Source organism: Patescibacteria group bacterium, assembly GCA_040387855.1.
In the GTDB taxonomy this organism is placed as follows: Bacteria; Patescibacteriota; Minisyncoccia; order Phycocordibacterales; family JAKAEA01; genus JAZKCY01.
The window spans coordinates 509,035-532,547 of record JAZKCY010000001.1 but is presented as its reverse complement, the minus strand read 5'-3'; the positions used below and the strand labels follow the sequence as shown (position 1 = coordinate 532,547).

The following is a 23,513-nucleotide window of genomic DNA, read 5'->3' as shown; positions in this document are numbered from 1 at the left end:
GTAGTTATTGTTATAAGTATTTTGGGTTTTGCAATTTATTATCAAAATATTCATGACCCGACTAATAAGACCTTTCTTGGGTTCTCAATTTGCTTGATTGGATGGTCTGCAACGAGCTACATTTCATCAATTTCACAAAACCAGACTATTACACTAATTCTAATTCGTATTAGTTTTGCTTTTTCAATTTTGTATCTGTTTTTTTTGCTACATACTATCCTAACTTTCAAAAATGAAAAGATGGAATTTCCATTTATATATAAATTCGGAGTTGTACCTTTTGTTATTTTAATCTCGATATTATTATGCTCACCATTTATAGTAAAAGATATCAAAAACTTTCCAAACTATGGATTTGTTCCATTAGTAAATATTTCATTTGGCATAATAATATTTACTTTATGTATATTAGTTTTAATCACCTCTATTTTAATAACATTTTATAGAAAATTAAAATTTAGCAAGTTACCAAATACAAGTAGGCATATAATACTATTTTTTTTATTTACAGCATTCATTTCCAAAATTATATTTAATTTAGTATTGCCTGCATTATTTGATAATACAGAGTATATCCCTTTTGGGTACATAATGAATATTCCTATAATATTTATAGTGAGCTTAATAATATTTTCTAGTAACAATCGTATTCTAAATTTAAGACTAGCCATAATACATATAGCATTCTTTGTTTTAGTATTAGTGCAAATCTTGAATGTTATCAAGTCCAATAGTTTTAATATTATTTTATATCATTCGAGTATTTTATTGATAATATTAATGCTTGGGTTAATGCTTACAAAGATGATAATTAAATATCATAAAGTTGAAAGACAATTCCTAGTGTTACACGAAGATTTTGAAAAAAGAAAAAAAATGGTATACCGAAATGACAATGTTGATTAATAGTCTATATTCAGTATACTTCATATAAGAAATGCTATATTAATCTATACTAATTACTGATTATGGAAGCAAATTATTATAAGTAAAACACTTATTAACATTGAATATTCTTGTAAAATGCTCGAAATTATCAAACCAAAAATCATAGATCAATCAGAATTTGAAAAAATATCAAAATCTAATTCGATTACTTTTGTTGATGCATACAAAACACAAATTGAAGAAATCTTTCAAATTAACAATCCACAAATTAAAAAGACAAGTGTTGAATATAATCAAAAACTTGGGGACTTTTTGTTAACTCAATCTATTCAATCAATTTTAATTTATTACTCATATTATAATACAGTAGTAAAATCTGTTAATGAAGATTATTACTACATTCTCCGGACATCTAGAAATAAAGATATAATTAGTCATGAAGATCAGATCAAATACCGTAATTCGAAAATTGGAATAGCTGGATTATCAGTTGGATCAGCTGTTGTAGCTGCTCTCACGATAACAGGAGGACCTAAAAATATTAAGATATCTGACTTTGATACTGTAGAAACTACAAATTTAAATAGAATACGCGCAAAACTAATAGATATAGGCAAAATTAAAACAGAAATAACTGCTAGAGAAGTGTGGGATATTGATCCCTTTGCTGAATTAGAATTGTGGTCAAACGGATTAAGTAATGAGAATATGCTTGAGTTCATCACTCAACCTAAATTAGATATATTTATTGATGAATTTGAAGATATTGGTTTGAAAATAAAAAGTAGAATAATATGTAGAGAGAATAGAATCCCTGTTCTCATGGCAACGGATAACGGTGATAATGTACTTCTAGATGTAGAAAGATTTGATATTGAAATGAATCGACCTATATTTCATGGATTAATTGAAGAGTCCGAATTTAAAGATTTACAAAAAATAGATTTTAAGACTTGGCTTAGATTAGCTACAAAAATTGTAGGACCCGAATACCTACCTTTAAATATGCAAAAATCAATATTAAACATAGGAAAAACTATTCCATCAGTACCTCAGTTAGGTAGCACTGCTATGACAGCAGGAGGAGCAATCGTATATGCAGCAAGAAAAATAATTTGTAATTCTAATATGCCATCTGGAAGATATGTAATAAATCTAGAAGAAATTCTAAATCCAGATTACAACTCCGATCGTAATATAGAATCCAGGAAAAAAAGTACTGAGGATTTCAAGAATAAGTTCTTATAATAGCGATGAAACATGATGAAAAAAGAGTTTTGAATATTTTCTACGATATGGCAAAAAACGTGCCCGCCTATAAACTTTTTTTGAAAGAATCAAATATTAAATATTCAAGTATTAAAAACTTCCAAGACTTTAAAAAAGTTCCATTGGTTGACAAGAAGAATTATCTTTATAAATATAATTTCCAGGATTTATTTGATCATAAGAAAATTCCTCCTATGGTGTATGCTAGTTCAGGATCATCAGGAAGACCAACTTTTTGGTTTAGAGGTGACAAACAAGAACAAATTGGAGGGAGAATCCATGAACAAATTTTTAGAAAAGTATTCAAAATCCAAAAGTCTGATTCTACCTTGGTAATAATTTGTTTTTCTATGGGAGTATGGGTGGCCGGTAACTACACATTAGAAGCCTGCAGATACGTTGCTAGACAGGGGTATAATCTCACTACAATTTCACCAGGAATTGAAAAGGATGATATATTCAATGTTTTAAAGAATCTTGCTCCTAAATTTAAAAATGTGGTATTAGTTGGATATCCTCCTTTTGTAATGGATATCCTTAAAGATGCACAAGTTAAAAGAATCCCTATAAATAATGAAAATATATATGTACTAACAGCTGGGGACAAATATTCTGAGTCATGGAGAGAATCAACCTTAAATATGTTAGACACTAGGGATAAGTTTTCAAACATAGTTAGCATTTATGGATCTGCAGATGCAGCGATGCTTGGGCATGAAACTCAACTTTCAATATTTATACGTAGACAATCACAAAAGGATCGCAAACTTTACCTAGAAATCTTTGGTGATACACAGCCACAACCTGCATTAGTTCAATATCACCCTGAGATCGTTTACTTTGAAACTATAAATGATGAGCTAGTATTAACGACTCAAACAGCAGTTCCGCTTATTCGTTACAATATCCATGATCTAGGGACTATTTTTACGTTCAATCATATTCAGAAAATACTAAAAAAATTTGGCCTCTTTGAAAAAGCTGTTCAGAACGGTTTAAAAGAATGGAAATTACCATTCCTTGTTCTCAAGGGGCGCACAGATGTGGCCGTTACTTTCTATGCGTTAAACATATTTCCTGAGCACATTAAAAGTGGGATAGAACATAAAAAGCTATCCAAATTATTATCAGGAAATTATTTCGCATATAATAAAACTTTTAATAAAGGCAAAAGTCAAAAATTATACTTACAATTAGAACTAGCAGAAAATATAGATCCAACAATTGATATTATTAAGATCGCAAGGGAGACAGTAGTTAAAAGTTTATTAGAGAAAAATATTGAATACAGAAAGTTGTACTCTATTATTAAGGAAAAAGCATTACCAACAATTGAGTTAATTAAATTTGGTGATCACAAATTCCGATTAAAGTTAAACTCTGGAATTCTAAACATGGAAGGAAAAAAGCCTAGAGTAATTTTACCTAATACTAAATGAAAAATATTAATGTTGGAAAGAAGGTCTCATTAAACTTAGAAGATTGTCATAAAGTGGGAAGGATGTCACATAAAGTTTCATTACATAAAGACTCAATTAAGTATATCATTGAGTCAAATGAATATTTACTTGAAAATGCATTTGAACGCATGCCAATTTATGGGTTAAATACGCAGTTTGGAAACCAAGTTAACATGCTCGATAATCATTTAACAGATGGTTTTAATGAATATCGAAAATCTATAAATGATAGACAATATAATCTAATTAAATCACATAATATTGGACTAGGAGAAGAGATAAGTGAGGATATTGTACGTACGTCTATCTTTTTAAGAGCACATTGTTTAAGTCAAGGATATTCAGGTGTGAGACCAGTAGTTATTGAATCATTACTTAACTTACTAAATCTAGACATTCACCCTATCATAAAAAGATATGGATCAATTGGAGCAAGTGGAGATTTAATTCCACTATCTTCAATAGCATCAGTTCTAATAGGTGAAGATGTTTTAATAAACTATCAAGGTAAAAAAACTAAATACAACAAAATATCGGCAAGTCTGAAATTAAAAAAGGTCGAGTTAAAAGTTAGAGAGGGGCTAGCATTAATTAACGGAACATCATTTCTAACTGCTTATGCTGCGTTATCAATGTATGATTTAAATAGACTATTCCCACAAATGTTGTCAGCAATTGCCATGTCATTGGAATCACTCTGCATAATTGATAGTGCTTACAATTCTGTTGTACATCAATTAAAAAACCACTCTGGACAAATATATATTAATAATTTTTTAAATTCATTTTGGAAAAATAGCAAATTAATCCGAGATCTAAATACTGTTAGAAATGAGAATTTGGAATCTTCTAAAATGAAAAGTGATTTTGGGTCAGTGAAAAATCTTCAAGACTTCTACTCTTTAAGAGCCGTGCCTCAGGGCTTTGGAGTTTTTTATGAGAATTTAAAAAAAGCTACTTTATGGGTTGAAGAAGAGATTAATTCTGTGAATGATAATCCCATTATTGATGTTCAAAATAAATCAATTTACCAAGGTGCAAATTTTATGGGGCACTATATAACTGAAGCTTGTGATTTAATTAAAATCGATATTGGTCAAGCATCAACTTGGATGCATGCAATACTTGCTAATATGGTTCATCCTAGAAAAAACTATGGATTACCCTCAAACTTAATTACAAATCCAGAAATTTATAATGGATTTAGACCAGTTCAAATTCTTACAGCATCGCTTACTGTGCAAAACAGAAAGTTAGCACAATCTCAGCAGTCATTTATGATTCCAACAGAAGGTGACAATCAAGATGTAAATAGTCTTGCTGTGCATGCAGCATATGATTTAAAAGAAGCTGTATTAAATTTAGAAAGAATAACTGCAATATTGTTTTTATCATCAGCGCAGGCATTAGAACTTAGAGGTGTTCAAAATTCCAGTTTAAGTAGTAAAAATATATACAATAAGATTCGTTCTAAATCACAATTTGTTAATTTAGATAGAGACTTAAGCCAGGATATAGAACTAATAGTCGAAATGATGAGAAATAAACAGATCTGACATATGGAAGATAAAATTAGATTAATATTAAATCAAGCTGTTTTTGCACCCTCAGGAGACAATTCACAACCCTGGAAGTTTACTCTTAATGCGAATAAACTGAAAATTTATAATTTACCAAATAAAGATCATCCTTTATTAAATTTCCAACAAAGAGGTTCATATATCGCTCATGGAGCTTTAGTTGAAAACATAAATATTTTATCTAGTGGTTTTGGCTTAAAGGCAGATTTTAAATTTTTTCCTAAAAGTGATGAAAAGGACTTAATTGCAATTGTTGATTTTACAAATGCCTCAGTGAGAACGGATCATGAGTTAGCTTCTTCCATAATTCTTAGACATACAAATAGAAAAGCCTATAAAAGCACTGAAATTGAACTTGATATCCAGAATTATATTTTAGAATGTAAGTATCCAAACTCAAATTTAAACTTGCATTGGATTTCAAACAGAAAACAAATTGAAAAGATTAGTATAGCTTCAAGTAAAATGGAAAAAATTGCTTTAGAAACCAAGGAATTACATCATAATTTTTTTAAAGATATAATTTGGAATAAAAATGACTATAAAAGTGGAAAGGAGGGGTTATATATTAAGACTTTAGAACTCCCTATTATTATTGAAAAGATATTTAAATTTCTTAAATATTGGCCGATTGCTAAGATGTTGAATACACTAGGTTTTTCTAGTTTAGCAGCATTCGGAAACTCAAAACTGTATTCAAAATCAGGAGCTTATATTGCAATAAGTTCCAAGTCTACGACCCAAATTGACTATATCCAATGTGGAATATTGATGCAGAATTTATGGTTAAGAACTACTAATAAGGGTTTAAGTTTACAACCTGTATCTGGAATAATTTTTATTGCTCAAAGATTATTGTTAGGATTACCGCTAAAATTAACCAAAGAAAACGCTAAACTTGCTATAAATCAGTACCAGGTCATAAAAAATGAATTTAATATTAATAACGATGAAGTGCTGATGATTTTCAGAGTCGGTTATACTGATAAATTAGGGATTAAAAGTTATAGACAAAAACCATACTTAGTGAATGGAAAATAAGTTGTGATATAATTAGATTTCAATTTTATATTCTAATGAATTTAATATCTAATTTGAGTTTACTTTCAGTAGCAGTAATAATAGCAGCAATTGGAATTTTGGGATTTTCAATATATTTTAATAATAGAAGGAGTATAACTAATAAGAGCTTCTTAGCTTTTGCTATTATTACAATCCTATATAGTTCATTAAACTATGCACGCGATATTGTTAGTTCAATTGATATTTCTTTCGCACTATTAAAAATTACTATTTTTTTAGCTTTATGGCACGCATTTTATTTTATGCAGCTTTTCTATGTTTTTCCGAATGAAAATATAAAATTCCCTTTTTTTTATAGATACATTTTGCAGCCAATAACTCTTATTATCGGATTATTAACATTAACCCCTTTTATTTTTTCAGGAGTTAACGAGGTTTCTACTACAGGAAAAATTCTAACTGTTAATAATGGACCAGCGATAGCATTGTTTGGATTAGCAATTATTGTTTTTATATCTACAGGCTTATACTATTTAATAAAAAAAACTATTAAGAGCACTGGGAATGAACGAACTCAGTTTAAGTTTATTTCAATAGGAGTTTTTATAACTTTTTCTTTTTTAGTTATTTTTAATTTACTATTACCACTGTATTTTCAAAATTCAAGCTTTACATCTTTTGCAGCAATATTCTTCTTTCCTTTTATTTCATTTACGGCATATGCAATCCTGAAACACAAACTATTTAATTTAAAAATCGCAGGTACTGTTTCATTGACTTTCGCTCTTACTATAGTTAGCTTTATTGAAATAATATTTGCTGAAACAGTAACAATCACAATATTTAGAATTGTTGTTTTCTTTTTGGTAATGCTTTTTAGCATATTAATTATTAAAGGAGTTCTCCGTGAAATCCAACAACGAGAACGAATCGAAGTACTTGCTAGCGATCTCGAAAAATCAAATACAGGTCTTGCAGAAGCCAATGAACGATTGAAAGACCTCGATAAAATGAAGACAGAATTTATTTCCCTCGCAACCCATCAAATCCGAGGACCACTTACCGCTATTAAAGGATACATTTCTCTTATTCAAGAAGGTGACTATGGTCCGGTATCAAAGGAAGTACTTGGAGCTGTAGATGTAGTGATGAATTCTACAAACAATCTTGTAACTATTGTGGGGGACTTCCTAGATGTATCACGAATCGAACAGGGTAGAATGAAGTATGACTTTACAGACTTTGATCTTCAAGAATTGGTAAATCAGGTGATTGTTGAATTTAAACCTACAATGGATAAGAAAGGACTTGCATTCAACTATATGTTTGATAAAGATAAGAGCTACATGATCCACGCCGATAGAGGAAAGATCAAACAAGTGTTTGGAAATATTCTCGATAACTCTATTAAATACACACCATCAGGAGGAATAGATATATCGCTTGGAGTAAAGGATAAAAAGGCATTGATTGCAATTAAAGATACTGGAGTGGGTATTCATAAATCGACTCTTCCCAAATTGTTTCAAAAGTTTACACGAGCTGAAAATGCAAATGAAACAAATATCATGGGAACAGGTCTTGGTTTGTATGTAGCAAAGCAAATGATTGAGGCGCACCATGGACGTGTGTGGGCAGAATCTGAAGGGGAGGAAAAGGGAGCTCAGTTTTACATTGAATTGGGTACGAGTGATATGAAAAAAGAGGATGTTCCTGTAGATCAAAAACCAAAAGGCATTTTGATTAAGACTCATTAGTATATATGTAAGCTCAGCCATACTGATTCGTCTTATACCTATATGAAACATGATAATCGAGGATTTGTAGCCATACTCATACTTTCTGCAATAGCTATTGCAGCTGTTGGTGGAACATACTTAATCCATACAAAATCTTCTACAAAAGTTGGAAATTCTGTTGTACAAGCTCCACTTGCGACAACATCGGATCAACAAATATATGCATCGAATACTCCAAGTAAAGCAGGTCAAGACAAAGCGGCAACCAATACAATCTCAACAAAAGTAGAAGTAAAAACTGAAATTATCCCTACAACAAAACCAGTTCAACCTAGTATTACGATTCCGCAACAAGCTCAGACTCAAACATCATCAGTCCAAATCAAGACTGAGTCTGCTCCTCCCCAACAAACCCAAACAATACAAGCAGAAGTAAAACCATCAATTGAAGTTATTTCGCCTAATGGAGGGAATATGTGGAAAGTTGGAGAAACCTATACTGTTTCATATAAGATCTCAGGTATTAATGTTGATACAAATAACACTATTAGTGTTTATATTCAGAGATCAAACGGTTCTGGATCGAGAATTGGACAAAGTGTACTAATACATGAATCAAAAGTATTGGACAATGGGTTTACATTTACAATGAATGAAACTCTTGTTAATACTTTGGGAATGGGCAGTGGCTACCAAATAAAAGTTTGTATTGATGGTTGCAAAAACTATTTTGATATGAGTAATGATGTCTTTTCGGTTTTACAATCAACAGATAAGATCGCCTTTGTTACATCATTTACTCAAAATGATGGAGTGAATTCAACAATAAAGAATTTAAAATGGAGTACGGAAAATACGGTATATACAAAATTGAAAGTATCATGCAATCCAGCAATAACCATTAAATATAAAGATAGTAATAAGATATTTTACTGTGACGATCTTGGACCAAACGACCTAACTGCTAATGGATCAACATCACTTGTCTTTACTAGCTCTTCATCAGAACCAGTGACACTTGTTGCACAACTGTATGCAATGGCATATTCCACTCAAGAGGCGTCCCATTCTATGAAAATACAACTTATAATTCCAGCAGGTCAATAATAATTGTATTTCTTTTATTACATGTTTATGTTTGACTTTTCCCTTAAAAATTGTAAAATTACGGAGCGTCTTTGAGAGTGTCTCATGTGAAGTGGGAGTCCGTTATGAATATGTTCTTTATCAGTCGTGGAGGCAGTGTCACTTATAAAGTCGACAACAAGGCAACTCTCACCTTCGACGGTGTGGTAGAAGCTGAGCGGTGTAGGGAAAAGCTTGGATACCCGACTTTTGATCTGGTGGCGAGCTCACCATCAGCGGATTCCAAGGAAACAGCGATGATCATCGCTCACAATCACGATCAGAGCAAGATCGTGATTGTGCCAGACATGAGCTTCGAAAACCCGGCCCTCCAGCGGATAATGGAATTCCATGGGCTGAAGGATCTGCCGACCGGTCGCACGGAAAAAGAGCGCACGGTTCTCACCTCATTTGCCGCTGTGGCAATGAGTGGCCTTGCGGATGCGATTCGCGGAAATGTAACTCCCGAGATGGAGGGTGACATCCTCGTGGTTGGAGAAGGGGTGCTGCTCAAGCACATGCTTGCGTTCTTGTTCAGTTCGACGGAAATTTTGCCGATCGAACTTGGCAACACGCATGGTTTCAGGATCACCTTGGACAACCTTCGAAGGCCAACAGGCTTTAGCCTTATCAACGACTGATGTCGAGGATGAGGCTTTTTTATTTCTTCCTAAATCCCATTATTTCTGATACTATTTCACCCATGAGCGATTCATCTAAAAAAACAGCACTAACCGGGGACAGACCAACAGGAAAACTTCATCTCGGACATTTTGTGGGATCTATTAAAAACAGAATTAAACTTCAAACAGAAGCTGATGAAAGTTTTTATATGGTTGCCGACATTCAAGCATTGACTGACAATGCTGACAATCCTGAAAAAGTTCGCACAAATGTTGTTGAAGTTGCTATGGACAACTTGGCATGTGGAGTTGATCCTGCAAAAACAACTTTTTTTATTCAATCACAAATTCCGGAAATTGCTGAACTAACAGTGCTCTTTTTAAACCTCGTAACACTTGCTCGATTAAAACGAAATCCGACTGTGAAGTCTGAAATGCAGCAAAAGGGATATGGGGAAGATGTACCGGCAGGATTTTTGGCATATCCGGTAAGCCAGGCAGCCGATATTCTTTTCGCTAAGGCAAATATGGTGCCTGTGGGAGAAGATCAGCTTCCTGTTTTAGAACAAACAAATGAAATAGTCCAGAAATTTAATTTCTTGTATGGTGAAGTGTTTGGAAAAGTAACTCCAATTATTTCTGAGCATTCTCGCTTAGTGGGAATTGATGGCAATGCAAAGATGAGCAAGTCACTCAACAATGCTATTTTTCTTGCCGATTCTCCAGAAACCGTCGCTGAGAAAGTTATGAAAATGTATACAGATCCAACCCACATTCATGTACAGGATCCTGGAAAAGTAGAAGGAAACGTAGTATTTACCTATTTAGATATTTTTGATCCGAATAAAGAAGAAATTGCTGAATTGAAAAAACAGTATCAACAAGGAGGATTGGGCGATGTTGTTATAAAGAAACGACTCATTGCATTACTCGAAGAAATTCTCACTCCAATTCGAGAAAAAAGAAAAGTATACGAACAAAATCCAAAACTTGTTTTAGATATATTAAAAGAGGGAACAGAGAAAGCAAAAAAGATTGCTGGACAAACTATGAAAGATGTGCGCGGAGCATTGCAGATTCATTATTTCAACTAGCTTTTGACAAAGCACTAAATACATTTCAGAGACAACACATGCTGTTGACTCTGTTTGTAATGAGCATATTATTGTATATGTAACAAGTACACCGTTTCGATTGAGGTTTCGCGCAGCGGCTGCTGGTGGTGGAGGGGCTTCGGCCACCCCAGTGCCGCAAAGCATAGTGAAACCCAAAAGGGACATCTAGGAGCGAGAGGATGAATTTATTCAACCTCCCGCTCCTATTATTTTACCTAAATTTCAACTAGATATTTTGACAGAACAGCATATCTGTTTCACAGCTAAGACTGTTGCTTGACGATTATTTTACATAGGAGTACTATGTATGAGTCAGGATCACTTAGTAGATAACCTCGAGTTTGATTGGTACGGTCGCTTCACAGCAACCAAACCAATCAACTCAAGGACGACTTATTACTAACCCCCGACACATAATGGGCACCGCCGCTTTATTGCCGCAGTGTCCATTTCCCATTTATGGGGGTGTCGCAATTTCTCCATTGACTTATTTTTTATATCAGATAGGATAACAAACGAATCGCTCTTCAATTTGATCATTTCGGTTTTTACTTCGCTGCCGAGGCGTAACTTGCGCCTCCCGTCACGCCACGCCGCTCCACGCATACAACGTGGAGCGGCTATTTCGTTGGATAATTTGCATAAATTCTGATAGTATCTCAACATATGACACGAACGTATATTAAAGATCTCAAATCACAGGTAGGCAATGAAGTGAGTATTTCTGGCTGGGTAGATATCCGACGCGATCAAGGAAAAATGGTTTTCTTTGATTTTCGTGATATGTCTGGAAAGGTGCAAGGTGTTGTTCTCCCAAATGCTACTGAAGCAATTACTATTGCAAAAGAAGTACGACCAGAATGGGTTGTCGAAATAAAAGGTAAAGTAAATGCTCGACCAGAAAGAAACATTCAGAAAGATAAACAGAACGGCAACATTGAACTTGAAGTCCTTGCAATCAACGTTTTAAACAAAGCAGAAACTCCTCCTTTTGATTTGCATACTGATGGTAAAGAAGTAAATGAAGAAGTACGACTCAAGTATCGATACTTGGATCTTCGACGTGATCGACTTCAGAAAAACATTCGAGAACGAGATAAGATTATTACGTTCTTCCGAAACCACATGCATAAGAATGATTTCGTTGAAATCGAAACTCCTATTCTTATGAAAGGAACTCCTGAAGGGTCACGAGAATATTTGGTACCTTCACGACTTGAAACAGGGAAGTTTTACGCACTCCCACAATCTCCGCAGCAATTTAAGCAGCTTTCTATGGTTGCTGGCTTTGAAAAATATTTCCAAATTGCTCGATGTATGCGAGATGAAGATCTTAGAGGAGATCGACAGCCTGAGTTTACTCAGCTCGATTACGAAATGTCATTCGTAAATCAAGAAGATATTCTTTCATTTACAGAGCCCATGTTTATTGAGCTTGTGCAGACGTTGTATCCTGAAAAAACTATTACTGAAATTCCATTCCCACGAATTACCTACAAAGAATCAATGGAGAAGTATGGATCAGATAAACCGGATCTTCGAAAAGATAAAGAAAATCCAAATGAATTAGCATTTGCATGGATTGTTGATTTTCCAATGTTTGAAAACAACAGTGAAGGAAAGATCACTGCAGCTCACCATCCATTCTGTTCTATTAAAGATGAAGACAAAGAGAAGTTTATGAAAGGTGAAGACCTTATGTCTATCCGAGCAAATTCATATGACCTCGTTATGAACGGATATGAACTTAGTTCTGGAAGTATTCGAATTCATGAGCAAGAGATGCAGAAGCGAGTATTTGAACTCCTAGAGATTGGTGAGGAAGAACAGCAGGCAAAGTTTAAGCATATGCTTGAGGCCTTTAAGTTTGGTGCGCCTCCACACGGAGGATTCGCTCCTGGTATCGATCGAATTGTGATGCTTCTTATGGGTGAGCCAAACATTCGAGAAGTTATTGCGTTCCCAAAGACTGGAGAAGGAAAGGATCTCATGATGAGTTCTCCTTCAGAAGCATCTCCAAAGCAGCTTAAAGAATTGGGACTTAAGATTGTGAAATAAACAAATGGAGAAACCACAAATCATTCAATGTCATCACTGTGGTAATAATTCTCCTCATGAAATAATTTTTAAATGTGATGGACCTGAAGAAGTGCTAACTAATTCTGAAGGTGATGTATTTGAAACGGTAGATACTTATTACTTTTTAACTAGATGCAAAAGTTGCGAAGATGTTTCTCTATTTAGTGACATAGAATTAAGTATGGATCTTGGTAACCTTAATGAGGCAGTTTTGCAGTATCCAAAAATCAAGAGATATCAAGATGAGTTACCTGAAAGAATTAAAAAAAACTATACTCAGGCAAAACGAATAGAAAAATTATCTCCTATTTCATTTGCCGTTATGATTCGAAGGTGCTTAGAAGCTGTGTGTATTGATAAAGGTGCTTCTGGTAAAAATCTTAAAACTAAACTAGATGATTTGGCAGCAAAACAAATCATCCCCGAAACACTATCTAGGATGAGCGAAGCACTAAGGTATTTTGGGAATATCGGTGCCCATGCTACTGATGATGACGACTCAGTAGGTGGAGAAGAGGCAAAAATAATGGATGAATTTTTTACTTCAATTATTGAATATGTTTATGTTGCTCCTGCAAAAATCCAGAAATTGAATCAACGATTAGCACAAAAAAGAAAACGGAAATTAAAAGAAAATGAATCTTAAAATCACTATTGAAAACAAAAAACGCTCCTTCAAAACCTTCGAGGATGAAGATGATGATGGTACCTACAAGTATCCATTGAGAGGAGTTACGTTTCCTACTAACTATGGATTTATTGAAGGCTATAGGGGAGAAGATGGTGATGAACTTGATGTCTTTGTAGGCTCAGGTGATCTTTATGCTTCATTTCAAGTATGGCGATACGATGTGCCGCTTGAGACTAAATTTTGCATGAATATAACTCAGAAAGAATGGGATGAGATTTTGGCTGAATATAAACCAGTTATTAAAACTCAGACTGTATATAAAACTAAAGAAGATTTTGAAAAGGCTGTAGAAGGTTTTAAGGTTTGACATCCTCATCCAAATTCGACAATATCTAACGAGCGGGGCCGATTACTCAAACCAAAACGGAGGTTGGCGATGTTCATTAAGTGCGTTCTGCAAGGGCTGATTGAAAAGTCGGGGTACATCCTGTCTGGCATCCTCGTGATTATCGGGCTTCAGTGGTGGCTCGACGATCGGGACATCAGTCTGCTGTATCTTTTTTACCTAATCGGAGTGGTGGCTTATACCATTAACCTTGGTCAGAAGCTTTCTGTGCGGCGCAATCTGATTCTCGATCGAGCCAAAAAAGTACTCAAGTGCAAGCCCAACAAGTACGAAACGCTCGACAACCTTTGGGTTGATCTCTATCCAAACGCGAAATGTGGAGGGATAGAGTACATGCTACTCGTAGCAGCACTAGAATACGGGGTTACGGTGCGAGCACTGAAGTACCATGATCTCTACGATAATCCTGCATACGAATTACGCTGATTTTCCTCGGAAGGGAGAGTCAGTTTTTTATTTGACAATATCGTACTTATATTACATTATACAGAAGAACCCGCTCTTTCCCATACTCTAACCCTGGAGGTACCGTGTTTTGGATTCATCTCGGATACGCCGTAAAGAAGACCTTCGTCTACTGGATGCTGTTCTTCTTCGGGGCGTGGATGCTCAACAAGACCATGCAGGGCAGCGTAATCACGGCCATCTTGGTCATCTACGCCATCGCCCTTGCGGTAGTGACGTTCGCATGCATGGTCTTCCACACGAATGCTCACCGCAGGCTCGTGTACAAGATCGACAACGAGCTCGCCGAACCCGGCAGTGTAGCGACCGAGGAACAGCTGTTCCACTGCTTGCTGATGAAGGACAAGACCCTGAAGAAGCGCCGGTTTAAGAGAGCGATGGAGACGGCTCTTCACCACGGACTTATCCGGCCCGACCACATGAAGATCCCCGGGACCGACACCGTGATCATCCGGTACAAGCGACTGAAGTCGCAACGACCGCGGGTGAGCCGTTCGATCGTCGATAGGACAATGGTCGATACACTCGACAAACACAGCTAATTTCCCAGGAGGGGAGGTTGGCTTTTTTATTACCCAAAAAGTGCGGTATACTAGCTAACATATGCAAAATAAAAACTTTCTCATCGGTGCATTAATAGCTATTGTTATTATCGTAACTGCCGGTTTTTTTGTACTAGCTTCAAAGAAAAATACTGCACCCGTTGCAATTAATACAGCAACAACTTCTCCTTCGACAAACACGCAAGCTGCAACGTCTACCACACCAAATACTACAGCAACGACAACACAACAGGCTCCAAACGATCCCTATCCTGGATGGAAGACATACCAAAGTAATCACCTTGGAATGACATTTAGATATCCAACAGAATATTTATTAAAGTCTGAAGGCTACTCATCTGCAGGAATGTATACTGCGTTATTTAATTCAAGTAATGGAAATATTGTTCTAACTGTAGACAAAAAACTACAAGACCCTTCAAAAGAACGACTCCAATCAAAGACTGTGACAATTGGTGGTAAAGATGGAACGCTTTTTACAAGTCGAAGAGATGTGTGTGATGTAGCTGTTGCACGAACCACACTAGATGCTGAATATGGAGTTCAAATTGCATTTGAATCTTGCGGTAGTTCACAAAAGCTTTTCAGTGATACAAAAACAATTGATTCTATTGTAAAGTCTACTTTTTTCCAAAATAAAAATACAACCATATTTGTAAGTACCCCAAATAATATTGCTTTCAGATATTATGCAGCTACGGGAAAACCAGTTCAAAAAAATACATCAACTTCAGCACAATTTACCATTGGTAAGAATCTAACTATAAATACGGGAGCAGTATACAGTACGACACTCAAGAAAAATCTCACACTATCTGAAGTAGTTACAGAGGCAGCAAAGGCACCGAATGTTACAAACGTACCAGTTATGATCGATGGTAAACAAGGACAAAAGCTTACCCACACTCCAACAACCGGAGCAAAACAAGTAGCAGTTTATGTAGAAGGAAAGACAGCTACCGATATTATCATGATTCGACAAACAGGAGTGGATACAGCCGACCTTGATCTAGCAGTTATCTCATTCAAGTTTATTAAATAAGTTACACTCGGGCATTACGAACGTAGTAGATTAAATATGAAACAAAACAAATCGACAATGCGCGATGTGCTTAAAGCATTTGGGGTAGGTATTAAACCACACTGGGTGGCAGTTACTTTTATGTGGCTCACAGCAATACTCGCTGCAGCACTTCAGGTCTTTATACCGTTGTTATATAAAGAGTTCTTCGATATTTTGTCGCAAACCGCAAACCGAAGTGAAGTCGTGCCTTTATTAAAAGAAGTAATATTTCAAATATTATTTATCAATGTTCTATTTTTTATTGCGCTTAGAACCACTACGTTTTGTGATTCATATGTTCAAAATAGAATCCCTGCACAATTAAAGCAAACTTCGTTTAATTATCTTATTAATCATTCATATACTTTTTTCTCAAATAATTTTGGAGGGTCACTCGTTCAAAAAGTAGGGCGTTATACTCGTGGTTTTAATAAGCTTATGGACTCTATAACATGGAGTCTTATTCCCATAACAGTGAATGTAGTTGGAGTCGGATTTGTACTATGGAAAATTGAACCTCGTGTCGCGTCAGCAATGCTCGTATGGGCAATGCTATTTCTTGGGTGGAACTATATATTTGCTCGATATAAATCAAAGTACGACATACTAGTTGCTGAAGCTGATTCTAAAGTTACGGGACGACTAGCTGATGTAATTACAAATAGCAGTACTGTTCAGTTATTTACTGCAAATAAATATGAATCTGATGAATTTAGTGACGTTGTAGAGAAACATATAAAACTATCTTTATTTACCTGGAGAATATACAACGTAAATCAGGCTATTCAATCGGGGCTTATTATTGCTCTTGAGTTTTTCGTATTTTATATAGCTATAAGATACTGGGAAATTGGAGTATTTAGTGTTGGAACTTTTGTGCTTATTCAAGCATATATTTTAGGATTAACTGAACGATTGTGGGGCTTTGCACGAGTTATTCGAGCTATGTATGAAAGCTATGCCGATGCAAAAGAAATGGTTGATATATTTAATACTCCACATGAAATTCAAGATATTCCTGGTGCACATGACATAGTAATTAAAGATGGAATCATAGAATTTAAAGATCTAGAATTTAGCTACAACCAGACACGAAATGTCTTAAATAAAATAAACCTACACATTAAGTCCGGAGAAAAAGTAGCACTTATTGGACCTTCTGGTGCAGGTAAATCTACATTCGTGAGATTGATTATGCGTTTGTATGAAATTACTGGAGGTGAAATTCTTATTGATGATCAAAATATTGCGAAAGTAACTCAGGAAAGTTTGCGCTCATATATTAGTTTGGTCCCGCAAGATCCAATTCTCTTCCATCGATCACTTAAAGAAAATATTCGTTATGGACGAAGGGATGCAACAGATGAAGAAGTGATTGAAGCAGCAAAACTTTCTCACTCACATGAGTTTATAAAAGACTTACCTTTAGGATATGACACATTGGTAGGAGAGCGAGGTATCAAACTTTCTGGAGGTGAACGACAGCGAATTGCTATTGCTCGAGCTATCTTAAAAAATGCACCAATTCTGATTCTTGATGAAGCGACATCAAGTCTCGATTCTGAATCTGAAAGTTATATTCAAGAAGCACTTGATGTTCTTATGAAAGGAAAGACAACTATTGTGATTGCTCACCGACTTTCAACAATTCGAAAGATGGATCGCATTATTGTGGTTGATGGTGGCCAGATTCTTGAACAGGGATCTCATGATGAACTTCTCACTCAAGAAAATAGTCTTTATAAAAAGTTGTGGAATCTCCAAGCTGGTGGGTTTCTTAAAGATCAGGAATAATATAGTAAATGTAGGAGATTTGTGGTAAAAATATCCAGGACTGAAACCACAACTCGTACCGAAAGGACGGATAGAAGAATGGTCATTACCCGGAAATCGATCACCATGCGGTGCCCAGACAACTGGCACGCACATTTCCGTCAGGAACTCCTGATGGAATTCATGGTGACCATGTTCATCATCTCGGGCTTTATTCGGCGAGTGCTCGCCATGCCCAACACCAAGCCTCCGATTCTCACGGGCAAGGACGCCCTAAAGTATCGGAAACAGATCACCAGATGGGCACGGAAAAATAAGCGGGGGAATAAATTTAATGCCGTCGCTGTCCTTCAGATCACGGAGAAGACAACTCCGGCGATGATCTTCGCAGCATACCGTCGCGGTGTGCGACGTGGCAAGGTGTACCCACGCTACGTCACGACCAACTCGGAAGACGGCGTGGTGAACTACGATCTGCTCTGGCCAGTGTTTACCGCCATGGAACAATGCGGGATGATCCTGCTACTCCATGGTGAAGCACCGAGCTACAAGATCGAAGGCTTGAGGAAGGAGAAGGCATTCCTCACGATTTTGCGAAAGATCGCGAAGGCATTCCCGCGCCTGAAGATCGTGCTTGAGCACATTACCACTGCAGCGGCGGTACGATGTGTCCTCGAGCTTCCGCCCACCGTAGCGGCCACGATCACCGTTCACCATCTGTTGTACACGGTCGACGACGTCATCGGGTACAGCAAGGCGAGCGGAGGCAAAGGGCAGGGAGACCTCGTCTGCAAGCCAAGCCTGAAGTTCCGGCGTGATCGAGCTGCTCTGCGAAAGGCAGCCATGTCGGGCAATCCGAAGTTCTTCTACGGTGGTGACGACGCTCCTCACTACCAAACGGCCAAACACTGCCGCAACATTTGCTGCGGGGTTTTCAACACCCTGGCAGCAATCCCATCGATGATCGAACTCTTCCTGAAGTACAAAAAGCTCGAAATGCTCGAGGGCTTCCTTTCGGAATTTGGTGCAAAGCATCATGGTGTGCCACTCAACAAAGGCACAGTGACCTTTGTCCGAGAATCCTGGGAAGTTCCCGAGGAAATCGAGGTGCCTGGAACCGGCGAGTACCTCACGAACATGCGCGGCGGCGAAGTCGTGGCTTGGAAGTACAAGCCAGCAAAACGCGCGGCATGAATTGATGCTCCCTTTGTCTTACGAGACAGAGCGGAGCTTTTTTATTACAAAATCTGCTACAATACAACCATGGCTGAGGATTTCAAAATTAAAACCCATATATTTGAAGGACCTCTTGATCTCTTGCTCAATTTAATTGAAAAGCGCAAGCTTTTTATTAGTGATATTTCTTTATCACAAGTTGCTGATGATTTTATTGCATACGTTCAAAGATTAGAACAATTTCCCATTGCCGAAAGTGCGCAGTTTATTTTAATAGCATCTACGCTCCTTTTAATTAAATCAAAATCTCTTTTACCAACGCTCAATCTTACTCAAGAAGAAGAATCAAGCATTGAAGATCTTGAAGAGCGATTGAAACTCTATCAAAAGATTAGAGATCTCACCGTGCATGTAAAAGATGCTTTTGGAAAACATATTATCTTTGAGAAAAATCAGTCTAAAATCATAACGCCAATCTTTTCTCCAGATGAATCTATGACTGTCCCTGCACTTCATGCTGCTATTTATGATGTTTTAAAAAACATACCGAAGAAAGAAGCAGTACCTAAAGCTGTTATTAAGAAGGTAATTTCACTCGAGGAGATGATTACAAGCCTCACTACACGTATAAAATCGAACTTGAAGATGAGTTTCAAGGATTTTGCTGGTGTAGGCAAGGTTGAGAAAGTAAATGTGATAGTGAGCTTTCTAGCTATGCTAGAGCTTGTAAAGCAAGGCACAATTATGGTTAATCAAGAGAGAGATTTTGATGATATCACTATCGAAACACAAGAGCTCGGAGTACCACGCTATGATTAGCATTTTTTGCCCCCAAGCTGAGCTTTAATTAAAACCATTTTTACCGTACAATAGACACATGAATCTTGACGCACAGATAGAATCACTTTTGTTTTGGAAAGGTGAACCCATGAAGCTTAAAAAGCTTGCTGAAATACTTTCTAAGACTGAAGAGGAGATTGTAGCTGCGCTTGGTGAACTCGAACACAAGATTGAAGGCCGGGGAGTCCAACTTGTACGAAAAGATGATGAAATTATGCTTGGTACCCGCAATGAAATGGGACCAATTATCGAAGGGCTTATTAAAGAAGAGCTTGTAAAAGATTTGGGTAAGGCTGGACTTGAAACCCTTTCAATCATTTTGTATCGTGGACCTGTAGCTCGACGTGATATTGATTATATTCGAGGTGTTAATTCAAATTTCATTTTGCGAAACCTCTTAGTGAGAGGTTTAGTTGAAAAAGTAGTGCATCCAGAAGACCAACGATCGTTTATATACAAGCCAACCTTTCAGCTTTTGTCGCATCTTGGAATAAGCACTATTGAAGAGTTACCTGAGTATGTAAATGTAAGACAAGAAATTTCTCATGTGGAACAATCTCAAACCGAACAATCTCTTACAACGACTGAATAGCATGGAGACGACAAAGGTTAAAAAAATTGTATATGGCGCTACTTTGATGATTGGACTTATCATCTTTTTCTCTTTTCCCGACAATACTACTAAAATAAATGTAAAAGAAGTTGTAGCAGAAGAATCAAAACCTACCTATATAGATCCATTTAAAGACGTGCAACTCGAAGCAAAAGCTGCCTATGTCTATGACTTTACTACAGGTAAAGCTCTGTTTCAAAAGAATCCTGATCAAGTTTTACCACTGGCATCTATTACAAAAGTAATGACAGCAATCACAGCTCTTGAATCTTCTACGGATGTTAAAAATGTTGTAGTTACAGATCAGAGTCTTTCTCAAGAAGGTGATTCAGGGCTATTTGGCAACGAGACATGGTCACTTACAAATTTATTGAAATATACATTATTAGTTTCATCAAATGATGGTGCTGCAGCTGTAGCCACAGCATTCAATGGATCTAGCTTTATAGATTCAATGAATGCAAAAGCAGTGAGTATGGGGCTTCCTTCACTCCATTTTAATAATGAATCCGGACTTGATGTCTCTACTACAGAAGCTGGTGGGTATGGATCTGCGAAAGATGTTGCCAAACTCATGCACTATGCAATGACAAAACATCAAGATATTTTTGAAGCTACCCGATATGAAACAATGAGCTTTGCATCTGAAGATGAGTTTACTCATAAAGGAGTAAATACAAGCCCTATTGCTGAAAAGATACCTGGTCTTGTGGGTGGAAAAACTGGCTATAGTGTTTTAGCAGGTGGCAACTTAGCTGTAGTTGTGGATATGGGTATTCAACATCCAGTAGCAATTGTCGTTTTAGGTTCTTCATATGAAGGTAGATTTCAAGATGTTGAAAACTTGGTAAGCGCAACTATTGGAGCAATCTCAGTAAACGAGTATAATGCAAACTAAATGACACTTGATCTTGTAAAACTTTTTATCCCTTCGACTGCAGCATTTGTTGTAGGAATTGCCATTACGCCATTTATTACACACTACTTGTATAAGTTTGAAATGTGGAAAAAGAAGGCAGGGAAGATTGCCCCTGACGGACGTGACACTCCCATTTTTAATGAACTTCATAAACATAAAGAAGTAGGAACTCCTAAAATGGGAGGAATTGTTATTTGGGGCTCTGTATTTATTACCGTGATGCTCTTTTGGTTGGTTTCAAAAGTATTTCCTTCAGAAATATTTATCAAATTTGATTTCTTAAGTAAGAGCCAAACGCTTATTCCGTTATTTACACTCCTCTTTGGAGCATGTATTGGACTTATTGATGATTATTTAGATATTCAAGGATCAAAAGATCATATTGCAGGTGGGTTGTCACTTCGAAAGCGTTTGATGGTTGTGGGAATCATTGGATTACTCTGTGGCTATTGGTTTTATGCAAAGCTTGATGTCACGGGCATTGGACTACCTTTTGGCAACAGTTTGTATATGGGAGTGCTGTTTATTCCATTTCTTACCTTTATCATGATGGGTTTGTATTCTGGAGGAGTAATAGATGGAATTGATGGTCTTGCCGGTGGAGTTCTTGCTGCAATGTTTGCTGCATATGGAGGAATTGCTTTCTTTCATACCCAAATTGACCTTGCTGCATTTTGCGCAGTAGTTGTAGGAGGAATCTTAGCTTTTTTATGGTTCAATATTCCGCCTGCCAGATTTTATATGTCGGAAACGGGAAGTATGAGTCTTACAATTACATTGGCCATAGTTGCATTCATGACAGATCAGGTATCAGGTGGCTATGGGATTCTTGTTCTTCCTGTGATTGCATTTCCACTTATTATTACCTCAGCATCTGTTGTCATTCAGCTTCTTTCAAAAAAGATTCGAAACGGAAAGAAAGTATTTCTTGTTGCGCCATTGCATCATCACTTTGAAGCAAGTGGCTGGTCACCGTATAAAGTAACAATGCGATACTGGATTATTGGCATTGTATTATCAACCCTTGGAATGGTATTAGCCTTGATCGCATAGCAGCATGAGCACAAAAGCAAAAAGGGTCGATAAAATGTTTTTTATATTAACGCTGCTACTTTTGGCAGCTGGCTTTTTTATCTTTAGTTCTGCGTCTATGGGACTTTTGGCGCGAGAGGGAATTAGCTATTCTAATGTTGCACTCAAGCAACTCTTTATTGGATTTGGATTAGGTGGAATTACTCTTATTACAGCAGCACGTATTCCCTATAAATTCTGGCAAAAATATGCTTTTTACTTTTTCTTAGTTTCTATTGTTTTGTGTATTTGCGTATTCCTTCCGAAGATTGGTTTTAGTCACGGAGGTGCATCACGTTGGATTCATATTGGACCATATACGTTTCAACCGTCCGAAATGCTTAAACTAGGTGCGGTAATCTACTTTGCAGCATGGATTACAGCAGTTAAAGATAAAATTACAACATTTAAATGGGGAGCATTGCCATTGTTTATTATTCTCTTTATTTGTGGTGCTCTGATTCTCAAGCAACCAGACACCGGAACATTCATGGTAATTTTCGCATCACTACTTGCGATGTTTGTTTCTGCAGGAGGTAAATGGAGGTATGTATTTCTATTGTTTGTAGGAGCTATAGCTGGTATTGCACTCCTTGCACTTATGCGACCATATCTTATGGGCCGAATCCTTACTTTTATTGATCCATCACGAGATGCCCTTGGTTCTGGTTATCAAATTCAGCAGTCCATGATTGCTATTGGATCGGGAGGAGTATTTGGGAGAGGTTTTGGTCAGAGTATTCAAAAGTTCAACTTTCTCCCAGAACCAATTGGAGATTCAATATTTGCAGTAGCATCTGAAGAATTCGGCTTCATTGGAGGAGTACTTCTGATTGTATTATTTTTAGTTTATGCAATGCGTGGGTTTAAAATTGCAGCACGTATTCCTGATACATTTGGAATGACGCTGTGTGTGGGATTGGTAACAATCATTATCGCTCAAGCGTTTATAAATATGGGCGCCATGATTGGGGTGATTCCGCTTACAGGAATTCCTCTCACATTCGTAAGTCATGGAGGATCGGCAATGCTTTTTGCTATGGCAGAAGCAGGTATCATTTTAAGCATTTCTAAATTTCAAAAAACTTAGCT

At 36.5% G+C, this 23,513-nt stretch carries 21 protein-coding genes; all 21 read left to right on the top strand.

The window, feature by feature from the left end; genetic code table 11:
• Positions 1-1,023: 1,023 nt before the first annotated feature.
• The 21 genes from V4519_02960 to V4519_02860 all read left to right on the top strand — a co-directional run bounded on the left by V4519_02960 (position 1,024) and on the right by V4519_02860 (position 23,511).
• Positions 1,024-2,136: a ThiF family adenylyltransferase gene (locus V4519_02960; GenBank protein ID MES2436948.1), complete on the top strand. Its 1,113-nt coding sequence runs from the start codon at positions 1,024-1,026 to the stop codon at positions 2,134-2,136.
• A 5-nt stretch (positions 2,137-2,141) separates the two neighbouring features.
• Positions 2,142-3,596 carry a hypothetical protein gene (locus V4519_02955; GenBank protein ID MES2436947.1) on the top strand — a complete coding sequence of 485 codons (1,455 nt, stop codon included), beginning with the start codon at positions 2,142-2,144 and terminating at the stop codon, positions 3,594-3,596.
• On the top strand, positions 3,593-5,173 hold the full coding sequence (locus tag V4519_02950; GenBank protein MES2436946.1) for an aromatic amino acid ammonia-lyase: 1,581 nt from the start codon (positions 3,593-3,595) through the stop codon (positions 5,171-5,173). Before V4519_02955 ends, V4519_02950 begins: the two co-directional genes overlap by 4 nt.
• A 3-nt stretch (positions 5,174-5,176) precedes the next feature.
• Positions 5,177-6,238 carry a nitroreductase family protein gene (locus V4519_02945; protein ID MES2436945.1) on the top strand — a complete coding sequence of 354 codons (1,062 nt, stop codon included), beginning with the start codon at positions 5,177-5,179 and terminating at the stop codon, positions 6,236-6,238.
• Positions 6,239-6,273: 35 nt separating this feature from the next.
• On the top strand, positions 6,274-7,977 hold the full coding sequence (locus tag V4519_02940) for an ATP-binding protein (GenBank protein MES2436944.1): 1,704 nt from the start codon (positions 6,274-6,276) through the stop codon (positions 7,975-7,977).
• A 42-nt stretch (positions 7,978-8,019) separates the two neighbouring features.
• Entirely contained in the window at positions 8,020-9,066 is a 1,047-nt protein-coding gene (locus tag V4519_02935; GenBank protein ID MES2436943.1) for a hypothetical protein, read from the top strand.
• A 104-nt stretch (positions 9,067-9,170) separates the two neighbouring features.
• A complete protein-coding gene (locus tag V4519_02930) occupies positions 9,171-9,725 on the top strand; it encodes a hypothetical protein (GenBank protein MES2436942.1) in 555 nt (184 codons plus the stop codon).
• Positions 9,726-9,787: 62 nt separating this feature from the next.
• Complete coding sequence (gene trpS, locus V4519_02925) at positions 9,788-10,801, top strand: tryptophan--tRNA ligase (GenBank protein ID MES2436941.1); 1,014 nt, start codon at positions 9,788-9,790, stop codon at positions 10,799-10,801.
• 687 nt (positions 10,802-11,488) lie between these two features.
• Complete coding sequence (gene aspS, locus V4519_02920) at positions 11,489-12,880, top strand: aspartate--tRNA ligase (GenBank protein MES2436940.1); 1,392 nt, start codon at positions 11,489-11,491, stop codon at positions 12,878-12,880.
• Between the two features lie 4 nt (positions 12,881-12,884).
• On the top strand, positions 12,885-13,547 hold the full coding sequence (locus V4519_02915) for a DUF4145 domain-containing protein (GenBank protein MES2436939.1): 663 nt from the start codon (positions 12,885-12,887) through the stop codon (positions 13,545-13,547).
• Complete coding sequence (locus tag V4519_02910; protein MES2436938.1) at positions 13,537-13,899, top strand: hypothetical protein; 363 nt, start codon at positions 13,537-13,539, stop codon at positions 13,897-13,899. Before V4519_02915 ends, V4519_02910 begins: the two co-directional genes overlap by 11 nt.
• Before the next feature lie 210 nt (positions 13,900-14,109).
• Positions 14,110-14,364, top strand: a complete 255-nt coding sequence (locus V4519_02905; GenBank protein MES2436937.1) for a hypothetical protein — start codon at positions 14,110-14,112, stop codon at positions 14,362-14,364.
• A gap of 104 nt (positions 14,365-14,468) precedes the next feature.
• Positions 14,469-14,945 carry a hypothetical protein gene (locus tag V4519_02900; protein MES2436936.1) on the top strand — a complete coding sequence of 159 codons (477 nt, stop codon included), beginning with the start codon at positions 14,469-14,471 and terminating at the stop codon, positions 14,943-14,945.
• Between the two features lie 61 nt (positions 14,946-15,006).
• Positions 15,007-16,008 (top strand): hypothetical protein, encoded by a 1,002-nt coding sequence (locus tag V4519_02895; protein MES2436935.1) that lies wholly within the window; start codon positions 15,007-15,009, stop codon positions 16,006-16,008.
• Between the two features lie 36 nt (positions 16,009-16,044).
• Positions 16,045-17,823 carry an ABC transporter ATP-binding protein gene (locus V4519_02890; protein MES2436934.1) on the top strand — a complete coding sequence of 593 codons (1,779 nt, stop codon included), beginning with the start codon at positions 16,045-16,047 and terminating at the stop codon, positions 17,821-17,823.
• Positions 17,824-17,901: 78 nt separating this feature from the next.
• On the top strand, positions 17,902-18,996 hold the full coding sequence (locus V4519_02885; protein MES2436933.1) for a dihydroorotase: 1,095 nt from the start codon (positions 17,902-17,904) through the stop codon (positions 18,994-18,996).
• A 69-nt stretch (positions 18,997-19,065) separates the two neighbouring features.
• Positions 19,066-19,797, top strand: a complete 732-nt coding sequence (locus tag V4519_02880; protein MES2436932.1) for a ScpA family protein — start codon at positions 19,066-19,068, stop codon at positions 19,795-19,797.
• Positions 19,798-19,855: 58 nt separating this feature from the next.
• A complete protein-coding gene (gene scpB, locus V4519_02875) occupies positions 19,856-20,410 on the top strand; it encodes an SMC-Scp complex subunit ScpB (GenBank protein ID MES2436931.1) in 555 nt (184 codons plus the stop codon).
• Between the two features lie 46 nt (positions 20,411-20,456).
• A complete protein-coding gene (locus V4519_02870; protein ID MES2436930.1) occupies positions 20,457-21,329 on the top strand; it encodes a serine hydrolase in 873 nt (290 codons plus the stop codon).
• Positions 21,330-22,403, top strand: a complete 1,074-nt coding sequence (locus V4519_02865; protein ID MES2436929.1) for a hypothetical protein — start codon at positions 21,330-21,332, stop codon at positions 22,401-22,403. It abuts the gene before it with no gap.
• Positions 22,404-22,407: 4 nt separating this feature from the next.
• Positions 22,408-23,511, top strand: coding sequence for a putative peptidoglycan glycosyltransferase FtsW (locus tag V4519_02860; protein MES2436928.1), 1,104 nt, complete (start codon positions 22,408-22,410; stop codon positions 23,509-23,511).
• The last annotated feature ends 2 nt before the right edge of the window (positions 23,512-23,513 follow it).

Bases quoted from the DNA above. Each gene is read 5' to 3' on its own strand.
- V4519_02955 (MES2436947.1), top strand. From the start codon at position 2,142: ATGAAACATGATGAAAAAAGAGTTTTGAATATTTTCTACGATATGGCA.
- V4519_02910 (MES2436938.1), top strand. From the start codon at position 13,537: ATGAATCTTAAAATCACTATTGAAAACAAAAAACGCTCCTTCAAAACC.
- V4519_02890 (MES2436934.1), top strand. From the start codon at position 16,045: ATGAAACAAAACAAATCGACAATGCGCGATGTGCTTAAAGCATTTGGG.
- V4519_02960 (MES2436948.1), top strand. From the start codon at position 1,024: ATGCTCGAAATTATCAAACCAAAAATCATAGATCAATCAGAATTTGAA.
- V4519_02885 (MES2436933.1), top strand. From the start codon at position 17,902: ATGGTCATTACCCGGAAATCGATCACCATGCGGTGCCCAGACAACTGG.
- V4519_02870 (MES2436930.1), top strand. From the start codon at position 20,457: ATGATTGGACTTATCATCTTTTTCTCTTTTCCCGACAATACTACTAAA.
- V4519_02860 (MES2436928.1), top strand. From the start codon at position 22,408: ATGAGCACAAAAGCAAAAAGGGTCGATAAAATGTTTTTTATATTAACG.
- scpB (MES2436931.1), top strand. From the start codon at position 19,856: ATGAATCTTGACGCACAGATAGAATCACTTTTGTTTTGGAAAGGTGAA.
- V4519_02935 (MES2436943.1), top strand. From the start codon at position 8,020: ATGAAACATGATAATCGAGGATTTGTAGCCATACTCATACTTTCTGCA.
- V4519_02880 (MES2436932.1), top strand. From the start codon at position 19,066: ATGGCTGAGGATTTCAAAATTAAAACCCATATATTTGAAGGACCTCTT.
- V4519_02945 (MES2436945.1), top strand. From the start codon at position 5,177: ATGGAAGATAAAATTAGATTAATATTAAATCAAGCTGTTTTTGCACCC.
- trpS (MES2436941.1), top strand. From the start codon at position 9,788: ATGAGCGATTCATCTAAAAAAACAGCACTAACCGGGGACAGACCAACA.
- V4519_02940 (MES2436944.1), top strand. From the start codon at position 6,274: ATGAATTTAATATCTAATTTGAGTTTACTTTCAGTAGCAGTAATAATA.
- V4519_02865 (MES2436929.1), top strand. From the start codon at position 21,330: ATGACACTTGATCTTGTAAAACTTTTTATCCCTTCGACTGCAGCATTT.
- V4519_02930 (MES2436942.1), top strand. From the start codon at position 9,171: ATGAATATGTTCTTTATCAGTCGTGGAGGCAGTGTCACTTATAAAGTC.
- aspS (MES2436940.1), top strand. From the start codon at position 11,489: ATGACACGAACGTATATTAAAGATCTCAAATCACAGGTAGGCAATGAA.
- V4519_02915 (MES2436939.1), top strand. From the start codon at position 12,885: ATGGAGAAACCACAAATCATTCAATGTCATCACTGTGGTAATAATTCT.
- V4519_02950 (MES2436946.1), top strand. From the start codon at position 3,593: ATGAAAAATATTAATGTTGGAAAGAAGGTCTCATTAAACTTAGAAGAT.
- V4519_02895 (MES2436935.1), top strand. From the start codon at position 15,007: ATGCAAAATAAAAACTTTCTCATCGGTGCATTAATAGCTATTGTTATT.